This window comes from Chryseobacterium mucoviscidosis (assembly GCF_002177115.1).
In the GTDB taxonomy this organism is placed as follows: Bacteria; Bacteroidota; Bacteroidia; order Flavobacteriales; family Weeksellaceae; genus Chryseobacterium; species Chryseobacterium mucoviscidosis.
Map to the genome: position 1 here is coordinate 352,534 of NZ_MVAG01000122.1, position 24,883 is coordinate 377,416.

General features: G+C 34.9%; 24 protein-coding genes. 11 read left to right on the forward strand and 13 right to left on the reverse strand.

The genetic code is table 11. The annotated features are described in order from the left end of the window. Positions 1–377: 377 nt before the first annotated feature. Entirely contained in the window at positions 378–1,298 is a 921-nt protein-coding gene (locus tag B0E34_RS13460) for a DUF3078 domain-containing protein (protein WP_087710191.1), read from the forward strand. A gap of 87 nt (positions 1,299–1,385) precedes the next feature. Here the strand turns inward: B0E34_RS13460 and B0E34_RS13465 are convergent, their stop codons facing one another. From B0E34_RS13465 to B0E34_RS13475, 3 genes are all read right to left on the reverse strand, one after another. Then, complete coding sequence (locus tag B0E34_RS13465; protein ID WP_087710193.1) at positions 1,386–2,201, reverse strand: ferritin-like domain-containing protein; 816 nt, start codon at positions 2,199–2,201, stop codon at positions 1,386–1,388. Between the two features lie 24 nt (positions 2,202–2,225). Further along, entirely contained in the window at positions 2,226–2,933 is a 708-nt protein-coding gene (locus tag B0E34_RS13470) for a ferritin-like domain-containing protein (protein ID WP_087710195.1), read from the reverse strand. Positions 2,934–3,036: 103 nt separating this feature from the next. After that, positions 3,037–3,606, reverse strand: coding sequence for a fasciclin domain-containing protein (locus tag B0E34_RS13475; protein WP_087710197.1), 570 nt, complete (start codon positions 3,604–3,606; stop codon positions 3,037–3,039). Positions 3,607–3,944: 338 nt separating this feature from the next. Here B0E34_RS13475 and B0E34_RS13480 point away from each other — a divergent pair, with 338 nt between their 5' ends. After that, on the forward strand, positions 3,945–4,421 hold the full coding sequence (locus tag B0E34_RS13480; protein WP_087710199.1) for an RNA polymerase sigma factor: 477 nt from the start codon (positions 3,945–3,947) through the stop codon (positions 4,419–4,421). A 1-nt stretch (position 4,422) separates the two neighbouring features. Continuing rightward, positions 4,423–5,232 carry an anti-sigma factor gene (locus B0E34_RS13485; protein ID WP_087710200.1) on the forward strand — a complete coding sequence of 270 codons (810 nt, stop codon included), beginning with the start codon at positions 4,423–4,425 and terminating at the stop codon, positions 5,230–5,232. A 90-nt stretch (positions 5,233–5,322) separates the two neighbouring features. On the opposite strand, the gene B0E34_RS13490 is transcribed toward B0E34_RS13485, so the two are convergent. Together B0E34_RS13490 and B0E34_RS13495 are read right to left on the reverse strand one after the other, a co-directional pair. Continuing rightward, complete coding sequence (locus tag B0E34_RS13490) at positions 5,323–7,167, reverse strand: chloride channel protein (protein ID WP_087710202.1); 1,845 nt, start codon at positions 7,165–7,167, stop codon at positions 5,323–5,325. A gap of 67 nt (positions 7,168–7,234) precedes the next feature. After that, entirely contained in the window at positions 7,235–8,512 is a 1,278-nt protein-coding gene (locus B0E34_RS13495; protein WP_087710204.1) for an NAD(P)/FAD-dependent oxidoreductase, read from the reverse strand. A gap of 150 nt (positions 8,513–8,662) precedes the next feature. On the opposite strand from B0E34_RS13495, the gene B0E34_RS13500 reads away from it, so the two are divergent. After that, positions 8,663–9,652: an aldo/keto reductase gene (locus B0E34_RS13500; RefSeq protein ID WP_087710206.1), complete on the forward strand. Its 990-nt coding sequence runs from the start codon at positions 8,663–8,665 to the stop codon at positions 9,650–9,652. Between the two features lie 166 nt (positions 9,653–9,818). Next, positions 9,819–10,391: an OmpH/Skp family outer membrane protein gene (locus B0E34_RS13505; RefSeq protein WP_087710208.1), complete on the forward strand. Its 573-nt coding sequence runs from the start codon at positions 9,819–9,821 to the stop codon at positions 10,389–10,391. Positions 10,392–10,508: 117 nt separating this feature from the next. On the opposite strand, the gene B0E34_RS21035 is transcribed toward B0E34_RS13505, so the two are convergent. Together B0E34_RS21035 and B0E34_RS13510 are read right to left on the reverse strand one after the other, a co-directional pair. Continuing rightward, positions 10,509–10,679 carry a lmo0937 family membrane protein gene (locus B0E34_RS21035; RefSeq protein ID WP_106408105.1) on the reverse strand — a complete coding sequence of 57 codons (171 nt, stop codon included), beginning with the start codon at positions 10,677–10,679 and terminating at the stop codon, positions 10,509–10,511. A gap of 133 nt (positions 10,680–10,812) precedes the next feature. Beyond that, on the reverse strand, positions 10,813–11,610 hold the full coding sequence (locus B0E34_RS13510) for a Cof-type HAD-IIB family hydrolase (RefSeq protein ID WP_087710210.1): 798 nt from the start codon (positions 11,608–11,610) through the stop codon (positions 10,813–10,815). A 154-nt stretch (positions 11,611–11,764) separates the two neighbouring features. Between B0E34_RS13510 and B0E34_RS13515 the strand changes: the two genes are divergently transcribed. Beyond that, positions 11,765–12,220 (forward strand): PA2169 family four-helix-bundle protein, encoded by a 456-nt coding sequence (locus B0E34_RS13515; protein ID WP_087710211.1) that lies wholly within the window; start codon positions 11,765–11,767, stop codon positions 12,218–12,220. 690 nt (positions 12,221–12,910) lie between these two features. On the opposite strand, the gene B0E34_RS13520 is transcribed toward B0E34_RS13515, so the two are convergent. Further along, on the reverse strand, positions 12,911–13,591 hold the full coding sequence (locus B0E34_RS13520) for an XRE family transcriptional regulator (RefSeq protein WP_076390194.1): 681 nt from the start codon (positions 13,589–13,591) through the stop codon (positions 12,911–12,913). Between the two features lie 682 nt (positions 13,592–14,273). Here B0E34_RS13520 and B0E34_RS13525 point away from each other — a divergent pair. Then, entirely contained in the window at positions 14,274–14,852 is a 579-nt protein-coding gene (locus B0E34_RS13525) for a YdeI/OmpD-associated family protein (RefSeq protein WP_087710213.1), read from the forward strand. Positions 14,853–15,203: 351 nt separating this feature from the next. Beyond that, a complete protein-coding gene (locus tag B0E34_RS13530) occupies positions 15,204–15,707 on the forward strand; it encodes a hypothetical protein (RefSeq protein WP_087710215.1) in 504 nt (167 codons plus the stop codon). Positions 15,708–15,751: 44 nt separating this feature from the next. Here B0E34_RS13530 and B0E34_RS13535 read toward each other — a convergent pair whose 3' ends face one another. Beyond that, complete coding sequence (locus tag B0E34_RS13535) at positions 15,752–16,783, reverse strand: threonine aldolase family protein (protein WP_087710217.1); 1,032 nt, start codon at positions 16,781–16,783, stop codon at positions 15,752–15,754. Between the two features lie 84 nt (positions 16,784–16,867). On the opposite strand from B0E34_RS13535, the gene B0E34_RS13540 reads away from it, so the two are divergent. After that, positions 16,868–17,521 carry a metal-dependent transcriptional regulator gene (locus B0E34_RS13540; RefSeq protein ID WP_087710219.1) on the forward strand — a complete coding sequence of 218 codons (654 nt, stop codon included), beginning with the start codon at positions 16,868–16,870 and terminating at the stop codon, positions 17,519–17,521. Positions 17,522–17,873: 352 nt separating this feature from the next. On the opposite strand, the gene B0E34_RS13545 is transcribed toward B0E34_RS13540, so the two are convergent. The 4 genes from B0E34_RS13545 to B0E34_RS13560 all read right to left on the reverse strand — a co-directional run bounded on the left by B0E34_RS13545 (position 17,874) and on the right by B0E34_RS13560 (position 22,330). After that, positions 17,874–19,052: an aminotransferase class V-fold PLP-dependent enzyme gene (locus B0E34_RS13545; RefSeq protein ID WP_087710221.1), complete on the reverse strand. Its 1,179-nt coding sequence runs from the start codon at positions 19,050–19,052 to the stop codon at positions 17,874–17,876. 140 nt (positions 19,053–19,192) lie between these two features. Then, positions 19,193–20,332, reverse strand: a complete 1,140-nt coding sequence (locus B0E34_RS13550) for a hypothetical protein (RefSeq protein ID WP_087710223.1) — start codon at positions 20,330–20,332, stop codon at positions 19,193–19,195. Between the two features lie 10 nt (positions 20,333–20,342). After that, positions 20,343–21,257, reverse strand: coding sequence for a TssN family type VI secretion system protein (locus tag B0E34_RS13555; protein WP_087710225.1), 915 nt, complete (start codon positions 21,255–21,257; stop codon positions 20,343–20,345). Between the two features lie 56 nt (positions 21,258–21,313). Further along, the gene (locus B0E34_RS13560; RefSeq protein WP_228423081.1) at positions 21,314–22,330 is read right to left on the reverse strand and encodes a type VI secretion system baseplate subunit TssG; all 1,017 of its coding nucleotides are present in this window, start codon (positions 22,328–22,330) and stop codon (positions 21,314–21,316) included. 212 nt (positions 22,331–22,542) lie between these two features. Between B0E34_RS13560 and B0E34_RS13565 the strand changes: the two genes are divergently transcribed. Then, positions 22,543–23,334, forward strand: coding sequence for a S1/P1 nuclease (locus tag B0E34_RS13565; protein WP_087710227.1), 792 nt, complete (start codon positions 22,543–22,545; stop codon positions 23,332–23,334). 654 nt (positions 23,335–23,988) lie between these two features. Beyond that, positions 23,989–24,855: a sigma-70 family RNA polymerase sigma factor gene (locus B0E34_RS13570; protein ID WP_027385416.1), complete on the forward strand. Its 867-nt coding sequence runs from the start codon at positions 23,989–23,991 to the stop codon at positions 24,853–24,855. Positions 24,856–24,883 lie beyond the last annotated feature (28 nt).

Sequence of the window (24,883 nt, forward strand, 5' to 3'; positions counted from 1 at the left end):
TGATTTTCCAACCTAATATTTTCAGAAAAAAAGTAACATATTTTTTTCATGATGTTAATAGATAAAAATGATTGGCTTAAACTGTGATTTTTTATTTCTTTATAATCTTTTTTTAATTTGTTTCAAGCCTATGTAAAGACTCTATGGAGCTTTATTTGTGTAGAAATCATATTCGCGAGATACTCGGCGTTCCGTAGGAACGCTATCTTTGAATTAAATACAATGACTGATCATATCTTCTCATTTACCTTTTACCCTTTTAATTACCGACTTTATATTGACTAAGTGTAAAATAATTTCACATAAATTCTTTTAAGTTCAAAATTTTTAACAAATCAGTAAGTTTTATTTTTAATTTTAAACCAAAATATAAACTTATGAAAAGAAAATTACTTCCACTTATCGTTTTGTTAGGGATTCATCTCTGCGCTCAGGAAAAAAGCGAAGCTGCTGTTTCGGATACAGCAAAAGTATTGAGCATTCAGGGACAGAATACCTTAATGCTCAATCAGGCAGCTTTTTCCAACTGGGTTGGAGGAGGAGCCAATAATGTGGGTTGGCTTGCCGGAGTAAACTATAATCTTACGTACGAAAAAGGAAAAGATCTCTGGGAAAATATTATTATTCTCGGATACGGACAAAATAATACGAAAGGAGTAGGAACGAGAAAAACTCAGGATGTAATTAATCTTTCCACTAATTATGGAAGAGAATTTGCAAAAAACTGGTATATTTCCGCAGGAGCCAGTTTACAGACACAGTTTGCACCGGGTTATGCAGACGGAAATAATCCTGATGCGGCGAAAATTTCAAATTTCATGGCTCCGGGTTATCTTAATATGGGAGCCGGAGTTACTTACAGACCCAATGATAATTTTACGGCAACAATACGTCCTGCCAATGCAAGATGGACCTTTGTTTTAGATAAAGAACTTCAATATAAGGGAATTTATGGATTAAAGAATGACGGTGATTCTTCTCTGTTTCAATTCGGTTTTTTGGGAACAGCAATGTATAAACTAAAGATCATGGAGAACATTACTTTAATGAATACAGGTTCTGTTTTCTCTAATTATCTGGATCATCCTGAAAGACTTGTTTTAGCATACAGCGGAATTTTGAATATGAAAATTAATAAATTTATTTCCACGAATGTAACGCTGGACTTACTGTACGATCATAATCAGATTGCTAAAACACAGCTAAAACAGACTTTAGGAGTCGGCTTTGCTTATAATATTGATAATGGCAGAAAACGCTCTGAGAATAAAGAAAACCAGACGTGGCTTAAAAAATAACTGGCAGTTATTTAATATTTTAAAAAAATCCCTTTCCGAGTTTTTCGGAAAGGGACTAAACAGCTAAAAATTTAAGGTAAAAACCCCTCAGACAATGAATAATGATGCAATTGCCTGGGCATCACTTCCACTTAAAATCTCGTCATAGGCAGCAGAACCTGCAGCAGCTCCAAAAGCTGTTGCGGTATTAAAGCCAGCCTGATTTGTATTGCCTTCTCCGGCGTAAACAGGATTGGTTGCAGAAGGCATATTTCCTCCGTCTGCCAATTCTATCCATCCTTTGTTGGCTCTCATTCTTCTTACCTGTGAAGCGTGTCTTGCTTCTACAGAGTGAATCTGCAATGCAGCCTGAAGAACTGTTTTATTAGACATTACATTTCCTGCCTGTCCTTTGTATGCTCTTACTCCGGTATCTTCAAATGCCTGAGCTAAAACAAGGAACTGATTGTAATCTGTAAAAGGTGAAAAATTACCGTTCGCCGTAAAATCGAAGGTCGGTTTAGCGCCCGGAGTTACTCCTAAAGAAGTTAAAGTATTTTTCAAAAACGTTACGTGTGCAGATTCATGTTTTGCAATCTGCATAAATACCACTTTGTCTGCACTCGGAATCAAAGACGAAGCCGCCAATCCTAATGCATAGTATTCGTTTTCAAGATATTCCAGAACCAAAGCCAGTTGTAATGCATCCGTTAAAGCACTTTTAAAGAATGTTGCATTTTTTGTAGTATCTGTGGTTTCAGCTTTTGCAGGAGTCGTCATTAAAGCTCCTAATCCAAAAGGAACTGCAGCAATAGCCGCTTTTTTCCCGAAAGATGAAATATTGGTAAGTGTTTCTAATCTTGATGTTTCTGTAGTGAAGAATTTATCATCAGAAAGCTTATCTAGTAATTTAAGAATATTCATAATGTAATTTTTTGAAGTGAATAATTAACCGATTCCCTGTTCTTTCCAAGTGAAAGGTGTTTTGAAAAATCCTCCTGCTGCCGATACGACATCTTTTGGTTCTTTTGCAAGATCCAATCCATTGGCATCAATCACGTCATCTCCTGAGAAAGCCGCGGTTCCGGGGTTGATAAGGTTTCTGATTGCTGAAGCATGTCTTGCCTCCACGGAAACAATCTTACCTGCAATTACCAGATAATCTGCATTGGTAATGTATTTTCCTGCTCCGTTGTACGCTGCAACTCCTGTATCTTCCAATGCTTTTGCAGTAGCCAATACAGAGTTTCTGTCGTTAAAATTTACATTCGGGTACTGAAACTCCAGAGTAGGCAGTACATTGGATGTTGCTCCGCTGATTGCTGCCTTAAAGAAGTCTCTGTGGATTACTTCATGATGATAAAGATCTGTAAAAAGCTGTTTTTCAGCATTTGAGATTCCGGAATAGAAATTATTAACCACTTTGGTATAGAAATCTGCTTCCAGTTGTTCAAGTGCATAAGCATAGTTCAATACACCAACGTCACCTTTTCCAAGGTCGAAAACGTTATTTTCAACCATATCGAAATTATCGTCATCACAACCGATCATGGTAAGACCTGCAAGAGCAAGACCTACACCGCTCAGTTTCAAAAAATTTCTTCTGCCTGTATCCAGAGTTACTCCCTGGTTAGACACATTAATAGTTTTTTTCATAATATTATTTTTTAGTGTAGAGGTTTATATATTTTAATGTGTTTTGGACAAAGTTGAAAGAAAACAGCATAAATATTATGCTGTTTCTCACACTTAAAAATTATTATGGCATTAACACCGTATCTATAACATGAATTACACCGTTAGACTGGTTAACGTCTGCAATAGTTACTTTTGCATCGTTTCCTTTAGCATCTCTTACATAAAGATTTTTACCTTTTGCCCAGAAAGTAAGTTCTTCACCTTCCACTGTTTTCATCATTGCTTTTCCGTTTCCGGCTTTTACTGCTGCCCAAACCTGTTTAGAGCTATATTTTCCCGGTAAAACATGATACGTAAGAATTTTTGTAAGCATTTCTTTATTTTCAGGCTTCACAAGATTTTCTACTGTTCCTTTCGGAAGTTTAGCAAATGCTGCATCTGTTGGTGCAAAAACAGTAAACGGACCTGCTCCCTGTAACGTTTCTACAAGACCTGCAGCTTTTACAGCAGCTACCAGTGTTTTGTGATCTTTAGAATTTACTGCGTTCTCAATAATGTTTTTAGACGGATACATTGGAGCTCCTCCTACCATTACTGTTTTTTCCTTCATTGTCTGTGCTGTAGCGTTTCCACTGAAAGCGAATGATAAAGCTACCATTCCTAAAACTGCGATTTTTGATCTAGTATTCATTTTTTTTAATTTTTAATGATAAATTATTCGATTTGTCTGTTGTTAAAATCATTTACGAACTCGGTTTTATTTTGGATTTAAAAATTTGAATAAAAATCACAAGTAATTGAAAAACAGGTTATTAAATTTTATATTTGTTTTGAAATAGATGAATATTGTTCACAATCTGTTAATATATACTCTGTTTTAATAAAGATTTAAAAGAGTTTTTAAAATTTGGTTATCATTAATATTATTGTTACTTTTGATGGGTAAAATAATTTACTATTAAAACAAAATATTCTGAAGAGCAGCTAATCGTTTTACTAAAGGAAAAAAACGAAACAGGTTTTCATCATCTGTATGATCACTATTCCGGTGCATTGTACGGGGTGATTCTTCGAATTGTTCAGTCCAAAGAATATACAGAAGAGATTATTCAGGACGTTTTTGTTAAAATATGGAATTCTATCCATCAATATGATGTTTCTAAAGGTAGATTTTATACCTGGATGATTAATATTGCAAGGAATACAGCGATCGATTATTTAAAATCAAAAGGATTTCAGAACCAGTTAAAAAACCAATCGCTTCCAGATTTCGTATATGATTCTACAGAGCTTTCAACGACTAATGATTCTTCCGATTATATCGGTTTTGCCAGTGTGCTTGAAAGTCTGGAGAAAGACAAAAAGGAACTTATCGATCTCGCGTATTATCAGGGATATACACAAAACGAAATATCCGAAAAGCTGAAGATACCGCTGGGAACGGTTAAAACTAAAATGAGGAATGCACTTATGAAACTTAAAGATTTGCTAAAAGATTATCAATAAATTGAACACTAAAGAATACATATCATCCGGAATTTTAGAATCTTATATTCTAGGTCTTGCTTCTCCAGAAGAGGCGGGAATTTTGGAGTGTGTGATGAAAAACAATGCGGAAGTAAAAGCTGCTTTTGAAGAGGCACAGAAAACACTGGAAGATCTTGCAACAGCACAAGCGGTAGCACCTCCGGCAGATTTAAAATCGAAGATTTGGAACAAAATTCAGCAGGAACAGAATGCTGAAGAGGAAAAGCCTGTATTTTCTGCGGATATTCCTGCGGCAAAACCACAGGAAGAAATAAGAATTCAGGGAAATAACAACTGGAAAGTGTATACCGTTGCAGCATCGGTATTGCTTCTGGTAAGCGTTGGCGGAAATATTTTCTGGATGAACAGCCAGAAAGAAACTAAAGAAGCGATTGCAAAAATGGAGACTGAGAAAAACGCTCAGAATCTTGCAATGCAGAGACTAAATCAGAAAATGGAAATGGTTTCCAATCCTGATATGAAAATGGTGAAACTGAAAGGCGTAGAAAAACATAACGATTCCAAAGCAATGGTTTTCTGGGATACTAAAACCAAAGATGTATATCTTGATGCGGAAAGTTTACCAAAAGCTCCGGAAGGAATGCAGTATCAGCTTTGGGCTATTGCAGATGGGAAACCTGTAGATGCAGGGATGTATACGGAAGAAAAAGACAGCAAAATTGCGCTTGCCAACATTCCAAATGCTCAGGCTTTTGCCATTACACTGGAAAAAGAGGGTGGAAGTCCCGTTCCTACTATGGAAAATATGTATGTAATGGGAGAAATTTAACAGTAAAAACAATTTTAAAATATGAAGACCGGCGTTTTGCCGGTCTTTTTTGTTGGATAAAAAAGGATAAAATTTAATCAACTGAAAAAATTATTCAGAATATTCTTTTAAAAGCTGTCGGTAGCTCATTAATATCGTTGACTTCGATATAAATCCGATAAATTTATTGGCAGAATCCACCACAGGTAAATTCCAGACTCCGGTATCATCAAAAGTCTGCAGTATTTCCAAAGGCTGATCTTCCGGATGAATAATCGCAGGTGGGGCTTTCATGATCTGAATAATTGTGGCAGAAACTTCATCACTCGTAAACAGATAAGGTCTGATGTCATCCAGCGTTAAAATTCCTCTTAAAATTTTATCTTCATTTACTACCGCAAAAATATTTTTATTAACGTTTTTTACCAGTTCAAACAATTCATTTACAGGAGCATTTTCATCAATCGCCTGAGAATACTTGTCGATAAATTCTTCTGTTTTTAAAGAAAAAAGGATATTTTTATCATGCTTGTTGGTGAAAATCTTTCCCTGATCGGCTAAAGACTTCAGCTCCGGAGAAATAGGAGAGAACCATTTGGCAATGAGATAAGAAATAATGGAAACAATCATCAGCGGAATAAAAAGATCATAGCCAAAACTGGATTCCGCAATAAGGAAAATAGCCGTTAGAGGAGCATACATCACACCACTCATTGCTCCAGCCATTCCTACCAATACAAGGTTGGTGACAGGAACTTCCGTAAAACCGATCTGCTGACAGACAACTGCAAAAAGATACCCGACTGTTCCTCCCGCAAAAAGAGAAGGAGCAAAATTACCGCCGTTTCCGCCACTGAAAATAGTGAAAGAAGTGGCAAAAGCTTTCAGCAGCAAAACCAGAATTAAGAAAATAATAATCGTGAAATCTTTTATTTCAAAATATCTGAAAAAGCTGTTCTGGATAATGTTGTGGGTATTTCCGTTGGTAAAAGCTTTTACTGTATCATAACCTTCTCCGAATAATGGCGGAAAAAGTACGCAAAGCAAAGACAAAACAGCTCCGCCAAACATTGCTTTTCTAAGGCGAGACATATTTAGTCCTTTGATGAAATGCTCAACTTTTTGGGAGATCACCACAAAATATCTTGCGTACAGACCTGTAACAATTCCCAGAATAAGATAGTAAGGAAGATTTTTATAATTAAAAGCTTCCCGGGTATAGAATCTGAAAAGAATATCTTCCTGCAGGAGAATTCTGGAGAGTAAACTTCCGCAAACCGCCGCTACAACCAAAGGAATAAAGTCTGTGAACACAACTCCCGTTAAAAGAATTTCAAAAGCGAACATAATTCCGGCAATCGGGGCATTAAAAGCGGATGCAATTCCGGCAGTTGCTCCTGCAGCCAAAAGAAGGGTTCTTTCTTTGTAACTGAGGCGGTACGTCTGTGCAAAATTGGAACCGATGGCTGCTCCCGTTACTGCAATCGGACTTTCAAGTCCCGCAGAACCACCGAGTCCTACTGTAACGGCACTCTGTACAATTTGCGAATACATTTTAACGGAAGAAACAATACTGGAATTTTGTGCAATTTCATATAAAATTGCGCCGATTCCTTTTCTGTCCTGTCCTTTAAATATCGTTAAAACAATACTCGTCGTTAAAACAATCCCCAAAAACGGAAAAATAATATAGAAAAGAACCTGATATTCAAAATGAACCTTTGTTGTGATAAAATGATGAATATTGTGAACCAGAGTTTTAAGAATTACACCTGCCAAACCGGCTGAACAGCCCACAATAATCCCCGACAAAACCAAAAACTGGTTCCTGCTGAGTCTGTTGTTTAGCCAATGTAAGATGAGTTCGTAGCTGCGCGCTTTTTCAAGTCCATACTTCTGAAAGTCTCTCTTGAACTTCAGGAAGCTCAGAAACTTTTTCTTATTATGAATATTCACTTTTGGGAATTTTAAACTGTAACCGAATTGCTACAGTTTTGTAAAGTTATGAAATAAATCATGAAATTTAAAATTCCGTGTGAAAAGCATTTTCTTTTTTAGGTCTCAAAATAAGACGGATAGACGGATTATTGGTAATGAATAATCTTAACCAGTTGAATGCCAATCGTACTTTACTTCCAAAACTTATCAGCGGGATAATGTGAATAAAAAGCCACGTTAACCAAGCCGTAAATCCTTTGTAGGAAAAATTGGGAAGATCTACAACCGCATTGAATTTTGAGATGATTGCCATGCTTCCTTTATCGTTATACTTAAAAGGAATCTGAACTTTTTCCTCTTCAATTCTTTTAAAATTCTTACCTAAATTTTTGGCATGCTGAATGGCAACCTGAGCCAATTGCGGATGTCCTTTCGGGAAATTTTCATCCGAAAACTGTAACGAAATATCTCCTAAAGCATAAATATTTTTTGTTCCCTGAACTTTATTGTAAGCATCGACCAAAATTCTGCGTCCTTTACCTATGCTTTCTTCCGGAATTCCCGGAACTTCTCTGCCGATAACGCCGGAAGTCCAGATCAGGGTTTCTGTTTCAATGGTTTTTCCGTCTCCTAAAATTACTTTTCCGTCCACATAATCTTTTACGGCTGTATTTAAAATAATTTTTACGCCCAGTTTTGTAAGCTTATCATAAGCGGCTTCCTGAGCCATTTTGCTCATCGGCGAAAGTAAAGTAGGCAGTGCATCAATTAAATAAATATTCGAGAGTGAGAATTTAATTTCAGGATATTCTTTTTCTGCGATGTAGCTTCCCATTTCCGCAATCATTCCCGCAAGTTCTACTCCGGTTGGTCCGCCTCCTGCTATTACAATATTCTGGAGTTTCTGTGCTTCTTTACTATTTTTATTTCTTGCCGCTTCTTCAAGGGTTAAAAGCATATAATTTCTTAGATAAAGTGCTTCGTCAATGGTTTTCATGGGGATAGAACATTTCTTTACATTTTCCATTCCGAAGAAATTAGATTCCGTTCCCAAAGCAAGAACCAGATAATCATAATTCAGATTTCCTGTATCGGTTTCAAGAATATTTTTTTCATGATCCACATTCACAAGACTTCCCATATGGAAATTTACGTTCTTATAATTGGAAAGCAGCTTTCTGAAGGGATAACTGATGTTTGAGGCCTCAATAAACGATGTGGCAACCTGATAAATTAACGGTGGAAAAAAATGATAGTTGTTTTTATCCACTAAAGTAATTCTGAATCTTTTGTCATTAACCAAAGATTTTATAAGATTAACTCCTGCAAAACCTCCTCCTACGATTACGATGTGTTTTTTCATATGTATGTGCGATTGAAAATGTTACCGTATTTTATTCAATAATAAAGCCAAATAGGCGGTTTCAATTATTTAGACATAAAGATTTATGATTAAAAATTATCTGCACGATGTTTGTATCCTTTATAGCAACCAAATTTTAAATATTACCATATGAAAGCAGATGTTTTAAATGAAAAACACAGACTCGGATTAGGTGGAGTAGCCATCGGAACAGCCTTTGATAAATTAACAGACGGCGAATCCTATGAAGTTTTACAGAAAGCATGGGATCTCGGCATAAGATATTATGATACATCGCCATGGTACGGACTAACAAAAAGCGAAAGACGATTCGGGAATTTTCTTCATGGGCAGAACAGAGATGAGTTTGTACTGTCTACCAAAGTCGGGCGTTTATTTGTGGAAGTTTCCAAAGACGAAGTTCCTCCAACGATGTGGAAGGCTCCTTTACATTATGATTTTGAACATAATTATACAGCAGATGCCATTAAAAGATCTATTGAAGAAAGTCTTGAAAGAACACGTCTGAACCATATAGATATTGTTTACGTGCATGATTTGTCTGAAGATCAGGTAGGAGACCGCTATCCGTATTTTTTGAAGCAGGCGAGAGAAGGAGCGTTTAAAGTTTTATCAGAACTGAGAGATCAGGGCGTTATTAAAGCATGGGGAATGGGCGTGAATAAAATTGAGCCTATTTTAGACTGTCTGGATTCCGCAGATCCGGATATTTGTCTTTCGGCAACGCAATATTCTATTCTGGAACATGAAGATGCAGTCGACCGATTGCTTCCCGCAGTAAGAAAAGCCGGAGTGAAGCTGGTTTCTGGCGCAGGTTATAATTCTGGATTTATCAATGGACGAGATCGTTACAATTATAAGGATGTGATCCCAAAAGGAATGAAAGAAAAGCGTGAAAAGATTGATGAAATTGCTAAAAGATACAATACCAACATTACCCGCGCCGCATTGCAGTTTGTTTTGGCAGCCGACGAATTTGCATCCATCATTCCCGGAGCGAGCAAACCGGAACAGGTGGAAGATAATGTAAAAGCTCTGCATGAAAAAATTCCGTCTGATTTCTGGAAAGAGCTGCAATCGGAAGGATTAATTTACGAAAAAGCGCAAATCCCAAATTAATACAACTTTCATCCATTTATCATTAAAAAACCTCTCTTTTCGGGAGGTTTTGTTATTTACAATGATGGAAATTCATGTAACTTTATTTTAAATATCACTACCAATATAGTTATATTTATTATATTTGCTGAATTTTAAAAAACGAAAAATAAAAATTTAAATAAAGATGAAAAAGTTTATCACAACATTTTCTATAGCGGCAGGACTTTTCCTTACGTCTAACATGGTAAGCGCGCAGCAAAAAATCGGGCATGTAAATTCGGATGATATTTTTACCAATCTTCCGGAAGCTAAAACAGCAGAAGGTTCATTAGATACTTTCACCAAAGCAAAGCAGGGTGAGATTGAAAAGATGATCACTTCTTATCAGACAAAATTAAAAGCGGCTCAGGATAAAGAAAAAACGATAAGTGAGGCAAACAAAGAGACTGTAATTAAAGAATTAACAGCGGCTCAGACAGAATTGCAGACCTTAGGTAAAGATATTGAAACTTCAAGAACAAAAGCGGCACAGGAAATTTCTAAAAAACAGACAGAACTTTTCACGCCGATTCAGAAGAAAGTAAGTTCTATGATCGCGACAGTTGCGAAGGAAAAAGGATTGGCTTATGTTTTTGATATTGCGCCTTCCCAAGGAAACAGCCAGGTTGCTTATATGGATGGAGGAGAAGATATTACTCCTACAGTAAAGTCTAAACTGGGAGCTACAGGAACTGCTTCAAAGCCGGCTTCTAAGTAATATTTAAAAAAATTATGAATAATTCTAAGGTAAAAATTATTCATTCAAAATAAAAAAAGCCGGAATCAGGAATATGAAAATTCCCGTTTCCGGCTTTTATTTCTTTTATACGACGGTCTAATCGAGAGGCTTTCGACCGGATATCAGATTATACAGTACCACAATGATGGCAATAACCAGCAATACGTGAACTAAATATCCTGTACTCATTCCCGGAACGATTCCTAACATTCCTAAAAGCCATACCACAATACAAATGACTGCGACTAACCATAATAAACTTCTCATAACTAAAATTTTTAAGTGATTTGATAAGGTAAATACACATATTATGCCTTTTTCTTAAAAACAGCTTAAAAATATATACCACAAATTATGAAAAGTGAATTTTTTTACATAAAAATTAGCGTGTAAACGGAATTTAATCCAGCAGACCGAAATAAATTAATGCTTTTTCAATTCCATGATTGTCAACATCTTCGGTTACGTAATCTGCAGCTTCTTTTACGCTGTCATTCGCATTTCCCATGGCGATGCCGATTTTTGTAAATTTTAACATAGAAATATCATTTCCTCCGTCTCCGAAAGACATCGTTTCTGAAACGTCGATATCAAAATATTTACAGAAATTTTCGATTCCTGTCTGTTTGCTTATTCCTCCGGGATTTACATCGGCAAAAAGGGGAGTCCATCTCGAAGATAAACTTTTGGGCATTACTTTTTTCATAAATTCGGCTTCGGTTTCCGGATTCAGAAAAATATTTGCCTGAATTACATTTTCAATATCAATATTTTCTTTATCATGAATCGGTGGAACTGGAACGTTGATGTGAGCGTACATTCCCACTAATTCTGGGGTTTCATCGTTTATTTCTACTTTATCTTCATACATCAAGGAATAACTCAGCGGAAAATTTTTGGCATAATGAATCAGACTTTCAATGTCGGAAGGATCTATGGTATGTCTGGAAATAAGCTTGTTTGAGGCTGTAACACAATACGATCCGTTAAAAGTGATGAAACCATCAAACTTCAGATGATCGATATGATGCAAGGAATTGATGGATCTTCCTGTTGCGATAATAACTTTTATTCCTTTTTCTCTTAACTTTTGAAGAGCATTTTGGGTAGAATCGGGAACTTTTCCTGTTTTAAAGCTTAATAATGTTCCGTCTATATCGAAAAAGACGGCTTTAATGTTGTGATTTTGGGTGTTCATTGAAGTGTAATAATTTAATCGTTTAAGATTTAAAACAAAAATACAACAATATAATTTTGTTTTATGAGGTCGTATTTTAATTAAAACTGAATTATTGCAGAATCTATAAGGTATAATTCTTGTACATCTTTCAGCACACCAATAATAAAATAATATGAAAAATCAGGAGGAAATCGATCTTTTGAATGATCTTGTCCACATTACGAATGACAGAATAAAAGGTTTTGCAAAAGTGGAAGGTAAAATATGGGAAAGCTATCCCGACGTAAAACCGGAATACGCAAGAATGAATTCTCTTTCGAAAGTTATGAAAAATGAACTCATAGATCTCATCACCGAAAATGGTGGTGAAGCGAATGATTCACCGTCTGTTGCCGGAACGCTCCACAGAACTTGGATTGATATCAAAAACTCTTTTACCATTGGAAATACGGAAGAATCTACGATTGAAAATGTAATTTTTGGCGAAAAAGCAGCGATTGATACTTATCAGAACGCAATTGACACCGGAAAACTGAGCGAAAAAAGCAGGGAAATTGTTTCGGAGCAGCTTAAACACATCAAAGATTCTTATCATGAATTCAAAGGAAAAAGCAATTATAAAGAATAGTTATTGTTTTTCTTACAGATCAACTTCCTGAAACGGGAAGTTTTTTTATGTCTAAAAAATTATTCTAAAACAATTCAGAATGGAATTCTGACAACCTTTTTGGGGAAATAGAATCATTACAAATCACCAAATATTGAATAAAAATTAATGAATTATTGTAGAAAAGAAATAATTCCGGCAATTTCTTATCAGTCTGACGAGTATTTCAGAATGTAGAAATTTTAAAAATAAACATTTGAATATCAATCAAATGAATTAATAAATCAATAGAAAATAAATTATTTTATTTAGGAAAAATACATCCATAAAAATTTATGATAAAAATATCATCAAAATCTTTTATACTATTAAAATTATTCATACTTTAGTGATGTATAAAATACAAAACTTTATCATTTATAGAATTTAGGAAATATTTATCACTAAAAGTTTTATTCATTCTTTTATATATTTAAATTCTGCTTTAAAATTAGGTATATGCCACTCTTGTAAAAGGGTGGTGTTTTTTATGATATAGAAATATGGATTATAATTTGTAAAAAAACCAATTATTCTGATCAGAAAATAGAAAATAATTTCCGTAGAGTAATTTAACATAATATTCTACGAAAATCATTTGAAAATTTCAAAAAATGGAGTAGTATAGAAACTCAATCAAGAGAATAAATAAATTGATTGAGTTTGTTTTCCTTAAAAATCCTCAGGAAAAATTCCTGTTGCATATTGCCACACTTCAACTACCTCATTTAAAGGAATTTCGTAAGGCTCATAAAATGTATTATCTGCGGCAACCGTTAAAGAATTTTCATTTTTAGATTTCAGACGTTTGTAAGTAATACCGTCATTTAAAGTAATGAAAACGTAGGTGTTACCGGATTTCAGATCATTAAGGCCTTCCATATATTTTCCGATGATGTATGAGCCGTTCTTAAAGGGCGGCATAGAATCTCCATCCGCAGGAAATGCACGGAATTTTCCGTTTTTCAGAAAAGGAAGAGAAATTCTCTGAAGGCTTTCAATATAATCCGGATCGCTGTAACCCGTTAAATAACCCATAGAAGCTTTCTGAGAGACAATTTCAATGCTTTCGTCGCCGTTCTGATCTACCATTACAGGCAGAACAATACGGTTATCAGGAAGTTTCAGCATATCTTCAAGCGCATGTTTTGTTAAATCTACCGACAACAAAAGATCAATACTGACATTAAAAATTCTCGAAATTTTAATTAAGACATCAACCGGAGGTTTAGATTTTCCGTTTTCATAAGAACTGTATCTGGAAGCTGTAATCTGTATTTTTTGAGACAATTCGCGTTGGGTTTTTCCTAATTTGGCGCGTAAAAGTCTGATATTTTCTGAAAAAATCGACATATAAAAAATTAAAACGTAAAAATACGAATGTTTGCCGGAGAATCCTAAGTTTTAGGGCAGTTGTGGATAAGTTCCTTGAAAAATATTTTGATAGAGTCGGTAATCATTCATAAAATTAAAATGCTTGAAAATTTTCGAAGCAGAAAAGTAACGTTTGATTAATAGCAGATAAATAAATTCATTAAAACTAAAAGGAAAGTTTTAAAACAAGATTAAACAGGATCATCTGAAAGAATTTTGGTCATGAAAATATTCTGGTTTTCAATTTGAGAGAATTCTTAAAATACACTCTATTTAACATAATATAAATTATAGGATTTTTTGTTTATACTGAATAGAGTATTTATGTCGTTCTTTTAAATTCTGCTAAATCTTTATCCATAGTCATTTATGCGTTTTAAAGCCCTTTAAAACAAAGCTCTACCTATGCTATTCATTTAATTTATAAGACCATATATGCGTTTAAAAAAGCTTCGCTTCTATCTTATGATTAATTTTACATTTTATATAATTTGTCTGCATTAATATGCAGCTTTAATTCAATCTAAAACTGCTGTAATTATTTAGCTTAAAATATTTATGAAATAATTTCTATAAATTTTAAGTGGCAATACGAAAAATGAATAAATTTGATTTTACCTTAAACCGAAAATAATTTCAATCAGTTGTAAATGAAAATATTATGAATCCAAAAGTTGATTTCTTTTTTAATAAAACCGGACAATGGCAGACAGAATTTGAAAAATTAAGAACAATTGCATTGAAAACTGAGCTTACAGAAGATTTAAAATGGGGCTGTCCGTGTTATACATACGAAGGGAAAAATATATTCCTGATTCATGGTTTTAAAGAATATTGCGCACTCCTCTTTTTCAAAGGCGCTTTGATGAAGGATCCTGAAAATATTTTAATTCGGCAGACAGAAAATATACAGGCAACAAGACAGATTCGTTTTACAAACCTACAACAGATCATTGATTTAGAGAATGTTTTAAGCGATTACATATTTGAAGCGGTGGAAATTGAAGAATCCGGAGCGAAAGTTGAAATGAAAAAAACACATGAATTCAACATACCGGAAGAATTTGCTCAAAAACTAAATGAGAATCCGGAACTTAAGAAAGCTTTTGAAGCGTTAACTCCCGGAAGACAGCGTGCGTATCTACTCTATTTTTCTTCAGCGAAACAGTCAAAAACCAGAATATCCAGAATTGAAAAGTATATCCCTGAAATTCTTAACGGAAAAGGTTTAAATGATTAGTTTATATTTCATCAAACTGTATATTTTTAATTTAAAACTTGTTTAAACTAATTTCAGAATTAACCGCAAAAGGGACAAAAGATCATGTTAAAGCGAATTTCCAGAATAATCAAAGTACTCAAAAGAATAAAAATCAAAGATTTTTAAAAACTATTGTGAGCTTTTTCATTTATAATGATCAGCTTAAATAAAAATTTAGTAGATCTTTTCTGACTTTTGCGGTTAAATAAAAGTTTAAACAGACTTTTATACAAAATTTAACAATAAATCATTATCTCAACAAAATTTAATTGTCATCATAAATTAGTATTTTAGTAAGATCGAAAAAATTTGACTATAAATAATAAGGTTATGAAAAAATTACTTTTATTAAGTTCATTATCCGTTGTATTGTTTAACTGCAACAAAAAACCGGAAGCTCCGGCTGCAAATGAAGTCTCTGCGGATACTGCTGCGACAACAGAAAAAGTTACGGATACACTGGGTGCAAAATCATTTTGTTACATGGGAGTTACCGGAAAAGATACCGTTTTTGTAAGTATTGATGATAATCTGGGAACCATCACCGGAAAAATGGCAACCAAAAACAGCGAAAAAGACAGCAATAAAGGAACTTTAAGCGGCATCAAATCGGGAGATACGCTTAAGTTGACCTATGAATTTGCTTCTGAAGGGGTTTCAGGAAATAAAAATGACATCTATTTTATACAGACCAAAGACGGCTTAATGGAAGGAATCGGCGAACGTGATGCCGAAACCGGAACAAAATATGCCAACGAGAAAAAGATAAAATATGAAGGCGGAAGAAACCTTAAAACGGCTGATTGCAATACGGTTACAAAGGCTCTACAATAAAAGACAGTAAAATATAAATGCAACCAAAATCGGTTGCATTTTTTTTATAATTCTTTGTTAATAATTTCAATAAAACTGTTTACGGCTTCATCATTTGTATTCCAGGAAGTTATGAGTCGGACAGCAGAAAAATGCTCATCGATTTTCTTCCAGACATAAAATTCAAACTTTTCGGATAATTTTTCAATTAAATCATGGCTCAGAATCGGGAAAATCTGATTGGTATACGTGTCGGATAAAAACTGTACTCCCCTTTCTTTCATTGCATTTTTCATCTTCATCGCCTGCGAATTGGCCTGTTTTGCCAGATCAAAGTACAGATCATTTTTCATCAGTTCCAGAAACTGAATTCCCAAAAGTCTTCCTTTGGCAAGTAATGCTCCTTTCTGTTTGATATTAAAGGCAAAATCCTGTTGCAACTCCCTGTTATTGATTACGATGGCTTCCCCGATTAAAGCTCCGTTTTTGGTTCCTCCGATATAAAAAATGTCAGTTAGTTCTGCCACTTTTTCCAGCGTAAGATCGCTGATTTCGGAGGTTAAACCATGTCCCATTCTTGCGCCGTCCATAAAAAGATAAAGACCTTTTTCTTTACAGAATGTAGAAAGTTCTTCCAATTCTTTTAAGGTATAAATCGTTCCCAATTCCGTAGAATTCGAGATATAAACCATCTTTGGCATTACCTGATGCGGAACGTTTCTATGATTCTCAAGAACCGGAATAATGTCTTCCGGAGTTAATTTTCCGTCTGCTTTTTCAATGCTCAGAATTTTATGTCCCGTTGCTTCAATTGCTCCGGTCTCATTGTTAAGAATATGTCCTGTCGATGCAGAAACGGCACATTGATAAGGTCTTAAAACCGAAGAAATAACGATAAGATTTGCCTGCGTTCCGCCCGAAACAAAATAGATCTCAGAATCCGGACCGGCGATTTTTTCTTTTATCAGTGCTTTTGCTTCTAAAGAATACAGGTCTTCTCCGTAACCGGCTTGCTGATCGAGATTATGCTCTGTAAGAGCTTTTAAAATATTGGGATGACAACCTTCTGAATAGTCGTTTTTGAATGAAAATTTCATAGAGTAAAATTAAAAAAGTTCGCCGAAAGTGCCTAATTTATTCATATTATTTTGTTAGATTTGTACAGAATATCATCTAACATTTTGAAAAATACATTAACAGAAGAGAATTATCTGAAAGCTTTGTTTCATCTGGTAGACCATGAGGGAAAAGTGACGATTAACGAACTGAGCAAATTTCTGAACGTAAAAATGCCAAGCGTTAACAACATGATGAAGAAATTTGCAGACAAAAGCTGGGTAATTTACGAAACTTACAAACCCTTGATTGTCACAGATAAAGGTCGTCGTGAAGCTTCTTTGGTCGTAAGAAAACACCGCCTTACAGAAATGTTTCTGGTGAAAAAAATGAATTTTGGCTGGGAAAATGTTCATGAGATCGCGGAACAACTGGAACACGTCCACTCTACTGTTTTCTTTGACAAAATGGATGAAATTCTGGATTACCCGAAATTCGATCCTCACGGAGAACCCATTCCCGATAAAGATGGAAATATTATTGCGCAGGATCTGCAAAAGCTAAGCAACTGCGAAGTTGGAGAAACGGTTGTTTTTGCATCGGTTACACTTTCGGATGATGCTTTTTTAAATTATCTCACCGAAAGAAATTTACTCCTGAATAAAAAAATCAAAATTATTAAAATTGAAAGTTTTGATAGATCCTTAACCATCGAAATCGAAGGAAAACAGGAAGTTTTAAGCAAAAAAGCAACGGAAAAAATATTGGTGAAGAAATAATTTTTTCGTCAGTAAACAAATGTTTTGACAAGTTCATTTTGATGATTTTAAGTGTTTCTCTAAGCTTTTCGAAGAAGATAAATATATTTTACCTGAGTTCAGGATAAATCTTCTTAAACGCAAGGTTAAACAAAGAGATTCAATTATCAGGAATCAGCTTTTAAGATATACAAAGGCGTAAAACTTATCAAAGTAATACCATTTCATTTTTGTTTTTTTAAATAAACGAAGTGCCTTTGTTTACCTTACAAACTTTTAATAAGTAAAAAAATCTTTTGTCTTTCTTTGCGATAAACTAATATAATACATAAATCAATCATTTAAATTTATTTCTTATCACGAACTGAGGTTATTATTTTAAACTATTTTTCAGTATTTCAGAAACCCGTTCAATCTCCTCCAAAGTATTGAAATAATGAGGTGATAATCTCACAATTCCGTTGATTTTTTTATTTGTAAAATCAATTAACGCTGAATTCTTATACGTTACCGAGAAAAAAACATTATTATCTTTCAAAACCTTCTGAATATTTTCCAAATCTCCATCCGGACCGGAAAATGTAACAATGCTGCTCAGATGATTTCCCCAATCCCAAACTTTAAAGCCGCTGTCTTTGAGGCTGTTTCGTAATTTTTCAGATAAAATCTTATTGTACTCTGCAATGTTATCCAATCCGATATTGTTGGCATATTGTATGGCGTGTTTAACTCCTAATAAAGAAGCATAGGAAATTTCCCAGTGCTCAAATCTTTTGGCTGTTTTAAACAATTCATAATCATTGTATTCTGTCCAGTTCGCTCCTCTCATATCCAACAGCAATGGCGCATAATTCTGTTCCAGAACTTTATCCGAAACATATAAAAACCCTGTTCCTCTCGGTCCGCGCAAAAATTTCCTTCCTGTTGCCGTCAGAAAATCGCAGCCGATTTTTTCGACATCAACCACCATTTGACCGACCGACTGACAGGCATCAACCAAATACAAAATATTATATCTTTTACAGATTTTGCCTACTCCTTCAACATTCTGAATCAGTCCGGAATTTGTCGGAATATGCGTAACGGCAATCAGTTTCGGGGCATATTTTCTGATCAGATTTTCGAGATCTTCCAGATCAAGCTCATTGTCGGGAAGATTTCTGGTTCTGATGATTTTGATATTTATTTTTTTCTGAAGCGAAATAAAGGTGATCTGATTGGAAATATAATCATCAACCGTTGTGATAATGACATCATTTTCTTTAAAAACAATGCTCGATAATGCTTTTGCAAATGCTTCTGTCGCGCTTGTTGCAAAGGCTATATTGGAAGGTTTACAGTTAATCAGTTTTGCAGTTTCATCATAAAATTCTTCTAATAATTCAGCATTTCTGTTGGCAACTTCATATCCTCCGAATTGTTCTTCCTGCTTTAAATAATCAATCATTGAATCCACGACGATTGAAGGCATTAACGAAGATCCTGCATTATTCATGAAAATTTTTCCGTCCGAAAGACCTCTTATATCTTCTCTTATTTTAGCTGTATTCATTTTTTATTACTTTTTAATTCTGACGAAAGAATAATCATTTTCAATAATCTGATTTCCAAATAAATTAACGTCTAACAATTTTACACAAAAAATCCCGAATTTTTAGTCTCGGGATTTATATTTTTAAATATGTTTCGGTACTAATCCAGCACACTCCACCCTCTTTTCGGGTTATTATTATTGGAAACTTCCTGCTCGTTAACAATAATATTTTCTTTTCTCTGACCAATATAATCCAGTTCACTCAGTTTGGCAAAGATCGTTTCGAGACTTCGCAGCATCTGCTGAATATAAAGGAACGGTTCTCCGCAATTATGATGATCGTAATTGGTTTCGGCAACTATTGATAGCTGATTAAGCAAGGTATGAGGAGCAATTTCACTCCATTCCAAGCTGTAATTCAGCATTTCTTCCAATTCTGCAGGAACCAGAACCTGTGTTGCATTATACAGTCGGAGTGCAAGTTTTGCAAAAGATTCAATTAAAAATACTGGCGGCTGATAAGGCGTAATATTTCTGAACTGAAAATACATATCTCCGAAAGTATCGATCATGGTATTGCACAGGAATTTTACATTTTGTGCCAATGCCGTATTCTGATTTTTATGAGAAGCTTTCTGAATAATTTTAAAAGCATACTGCTGTAAATTCCCAATAGATTTTGCGAAATTGTTGTAATAACCAAGCAACGCAGGATGACTCTGAATTGATGTGCATGGCGGAATAAAATTAGAATCCACCTGCGCAATATTCCCTTTTAAATCTACTTTTCCGATGATCAGATAATTTCCTCCGGAATAGCTGCTGTTCAGGGATGTTACGGGAAGCAGTTCGATATGGTGATTCGATTGTGCATTCGGATGACGGGGCGGAATTTCCTCCGGATCGATATCTCCGAAAGGAACTTTATCAAAAGGATTCACCGAAATCAGGATGTAATATTCTCCGTCTGCCTGTTCCTCATGCATGGATTTTGCCAGAGATTTTACGCTCACTCTCCTGTCGTTCAGTTCAATTCTGTAACCCGCCATGGTGACTGCGCTGCAATGTTTGATAACCAACTGAACATCATTGGTTGCAGTATTATGAACATCAAAAATAGTTCGGTCGGTAAAATTATTCGAGATCGGTAAAAGTCCGTAATTATAGGTCGTGATTCCCAAAGAATTAGAATCTCGGATGGTATCGATTAAAAAATTATCCTGATCATTAAGATGTCTCTGGGAAACCTTCATCCCGTCAACCCAATTAATGGCAAAATGCTTTATAGGCTGTATCATATTCAATATTTTAGATGGTGTTTTGCTGTGGTTTTCTTACGCCTTCCTCTTCATGCTGGATCACTCTTTTGCAGATCACGACATCGTTTTCAGAAATTCTGTTTTCTGTAATATCCTGATCGAAATCGATGTATTTTCTGAAGCTGAAGAACGATTTTTTGGTATAAAAAATCCAGTAATAGGATTCTCTGGTTTCATCCGTAAGATGAATAACGGAATTGGGATTTTTGTGGTTATAATCGTCCACAACTCTGTAAAACCAGTCTCCGAAAGTAATTCCGGTAGGTAAAGTTTTTGCTTTGATTCTGAATCTGTTGGAATCCTCAAGGTTTTTGCTTAATTCTACATTCAAAACCATTAATCTGTCGAAATCCGCTCCTTCAAAATCCGGAAGTTTCTGCTCCGGAGAATACCTCCAGGTTTTATAAATATCCACCGGAATGCTGATTAACTGGACATAACAGTAATGAAAAACAAGAGGAACAATAAATATGAAAATACTCGTTGCTGCCATAATCGGATAACCGGTTCCGCGACTCATCCAGCCGAAAATCAGGTAAAAAAGATACCCTCCGAATCCGATACACGTTAAAGACAGAATCGATTCAAACAAAATACTTTTTGTGGTAGAACTGAAATGTTTTTTGAAATACCGATCTGATAAATTAACATGAATAATTCCTAAAATAAGGTAAATGATCTGGGCAATTAAATACCAGTAAGGATTGAATAAATTTCCTGCAAACCCGAAAATTCCCGGAATCGCAAGGCATAAACTGCACAGCAGAACATAGATGATAATGGTTTTGATCTTAATTGCGGGTTTGTTTTTTCTGATGATTCCTAAAATGACCATCATAATAACCGCAAATAAAGGCATAAGAATATACCTTAAAAAGATTCCTTTTACTGAAGAAATTTCCATTTGTCTTTTTTCGAATTAATATTTTTCTTGGTGATTGTAAATATAGTTAAAAAAATTCACAGAAAGGTAGAATAACCGAGCCGGTTTGCATTTCTATTATCATCTTCCAGTGCAAAAGAATAATCCTTTTTTTCTGTGATAAAATTTTCTTCCACATCCACACTTACAGGCAGAAAATAATCGTACATCGCCTGCAAAACTTTCCGGAACGGACTTCCGTCGATATATTTTTTCATTTCGGTGTAAGGAATTGGTCCAATGTTTATTACCCAGTTCCTTTGCCCGTCCATATGTTTTCCACTCGGAATATAAGTAACTCCCAATCTGGAATTTCCCAGCAGCATAGAATCGTCTTCCTCTTCCACTCCGTCAATAACATTCGGGGCAAAAGTTACTTTTACAGGAATCTGTAAAAATGCGGTCATACATCGTTCAAACCATGATTTATTTCCTCTGATCTGATGAAAAAACGGAAGAATATAAATAAAAATACAGGCGTTTTTCTTGTCCAACTGATTAATCAAAGGCCAAAGCTCACTCACCGTTTCCAGAAGAGTATCTGTATCGCTGGAAATGTCAAAATCAAATTCTTTCAGTAAAGCACTGATCTCCGTAAAAAATATTTCCAGCTCAAAAGGCTTGAAAAATTTTCGGGCATCCTCTTCCACTTTTTTCTGTTTGCGGATTTCGCGGACGACGGTATCTACATTTTTTCGGGAAGCTCCCAAAGAAGGCGGATGGAAAAGTCCTTCGGGAAGATAATCGTAAATTCCTTCTCTATACGTTTCTATGGTAAAAACTTCTTCGTCAAAACCCAGATAATCGCTCGAAATACTTTTAATATCCTTTAAATAAGCACGGTCATTAATCCCGATCCTGTCGATAAAAATATTGCTTACCGCTCTGTGGTATTTTAAAAGGTTAACGGCTACAGCTTCCGCTTTAAAATCGGTCTGCAGCTTATTGTATTGCATGTCTACAATATTATTCTCATACATGGTTTTTCCTGTGATTTGGCTTGTAAAAATAGTATATCTCGAATTATTGAAAAAATATTCTTCCACTAAATTCATACTAAATATACTAAATTTTCAGAATTTAAAAGAATAAAATAAATCAGAAACTCAAAATAACTGAAAATAATAATTCAAAAATAGACTTTAGAAATATGAAAATTATATTGGATTATGTTTAAGATTACGTTAATTTTTAAAATCCTTATCCTCAAGCTTAACCTGAACCTTAAATTAACCGTATCTTTGCCCCCTGAAAATGTTATTTTACAATGAAAAGTATTTATTCTAAAATGCTGGTTTTAGCATTCATCGCATCTTCGCTTTATTCTTATGCGTGGGGATTAACGGGACACAGAATTATTGCAGAGATCGCAGAAAATCACCTTTCCGGAAAGGCAAAAAGAGAGATCAGAAAAATGATGGGGAGAGAACGTCTTGCGTACTGGGCAAACTGGCCGGATTTCATTAAATCTGATACTACAGGAGTCTGGAAGGAAACTTCAGCGTGGCATTATGTAAACATCGATCCGCAAACAGATTTTAAAGTGTTTGAAGAAAAATTGAAAGCTCAGGCGGGACCAAGTTTATACACGCAGATCAAAACGTTATCAAGCCAGATCAAAGACGAAAAAACATCTGAGAAAGACAGAAAAATCGCTTTAATTTTCCTGATCCATATGATGGGAGATCTTTCGCAGCCTTTACACGTAGGAAGAGCGGAAGATTTGGGAGGAAACAAAATTAATGTGACATATTTCGGAGAAAAATCCAACTTACACTCTGTCTGGGACGGAAAACTGGTAGATTCTCAGAAATACAGCTACACAGAATATGCAAAATTACTGGACATCAAGTCTGATGACGAAGTAAAGCAGATCCAGACCGGAACTTTAGAAGACTGGCTGTACGATTCTCACAAAATTGCCAACAGAATCTACGCACAGACACCGAATGATTCTAAACTGTCTTACGATTATCAGTATAAATTTAACGATACAATGGAAAGACAGCTTTTGTACGGAGGATTGAGACTGGCGAAATTGCTGAATGACCTTTTTTAAAGTGAAATTGTCAACGGTGGATTTTAAAAGTCAATTTTTTTCACCTTTAAATAATAGAGCGGAACTTCGGTTTCGCTTTTTTATTTTAAATAATCTGAGTTCGGGATAAGTCTTCTTAAACGCAAGATTAAACAAATAGATTCAATTATCAGGAATTCAGCTTTTAAGATATACAAAGGCGTAAAACTTATCAAAGTAATACCATTTTTGCATTTTTTAAATAAACGAAGTGGCTTTGTTTAGCTTACAAACTTTCAATAAATAAAAAAATCTTTTGTTTTTCTTTGCGATAAATCAATAGGATACAGTAAATCAATTATTCAAATTTATCTCTCATCCCGAACTGAGTTTAAATAACAAACATTCACAATATTTGTCAAGCTGAAAACATCTAGAAAAGTATGTTGAAAGATTTGTTTCTTGGTAAGATTTGAGCATACATTTCGAGTTCGAAAAACTTTTATGTAAAAAGTTTTAAAAAATTATTGAACCTCTAAAAGCCCTAAAATCGCTGTTCTGTGAAGTGAGAGCTATAATTTACAACTATTTTTTCAAACTGAGTTTAAATAAATGAAAATATTTTGTAACCATTGTAACCTTTTTGCTGTTTCATACGTATAATATAATAGAAACTCTTTTTTGAGGATAAAATAGATGAGACAATTAAAAATCACTAAGCAGGTAACCAACAGGGAAACTGCTTCATTAGACAAGTATTTGCAGGAAATTGGTAAGGTTGAACTAATTACTGCGGACGAAGAGGTAGATTTGGCACAGAGAATCCGTGCAGGCGACAGAGCAGCACTGGAAAAATTAATTAAAGCCAACCTTCGTTTCGTGGTATCGGTTTCTAAACAGTATCAAAATCAAGGTCTTTCTTTACCCGATTTAATTAATGAAGGTAACTTAGGACTCATGAAGGCGGCAAAAAGGTATGATGAAACTAGAGGTTTCAAATTCATCTCTTACGCGGTTTGGTGGATTCGTCAGTCGATCTTACAGGCTTTGGCAGAACAGTCGAGAATTGTAAGATTGCCGTTAAACAAGATCGGTTCCATCAATAAAATCAACAAAGCTTACGCTCACCTTGAGCAGGAAAACGAAAGACCACCTTCTCCGGAAGAATTGGCTGAAGTTCTTGACATGAGCGAGGAAGATATCAAAGAATCGATGAAAAACTCCGGAAGACACCTGTCAATGGATGCACCTTTGGTAGAAGGTGAAGATTCTAATCTTTATGACGTATTGCGTTCAGGAGAATCTCCAAGTCCGGATAAAGATTTGATGCTTGAATCTCTTCAAATTGAGATCGAAAGAGCATTGAATACTTTAACTCCGAGAGAGGCAGATTTGGTAAGATTATACTTCGGACTGAACGGAAAACATCCGATGACTTTAGAAGAAATCGGGGAAACTTTCGACCTTACAAGAGAGAGAGTTCGTCAGATCAAAGAAAAAGCGATCAAGAGATTGAAGCACAACACCAGAAGTAAGATCTTAAAATCTTATTTAGGGAAGTAATTTTTAACGAAACAATACGACGCGGAGC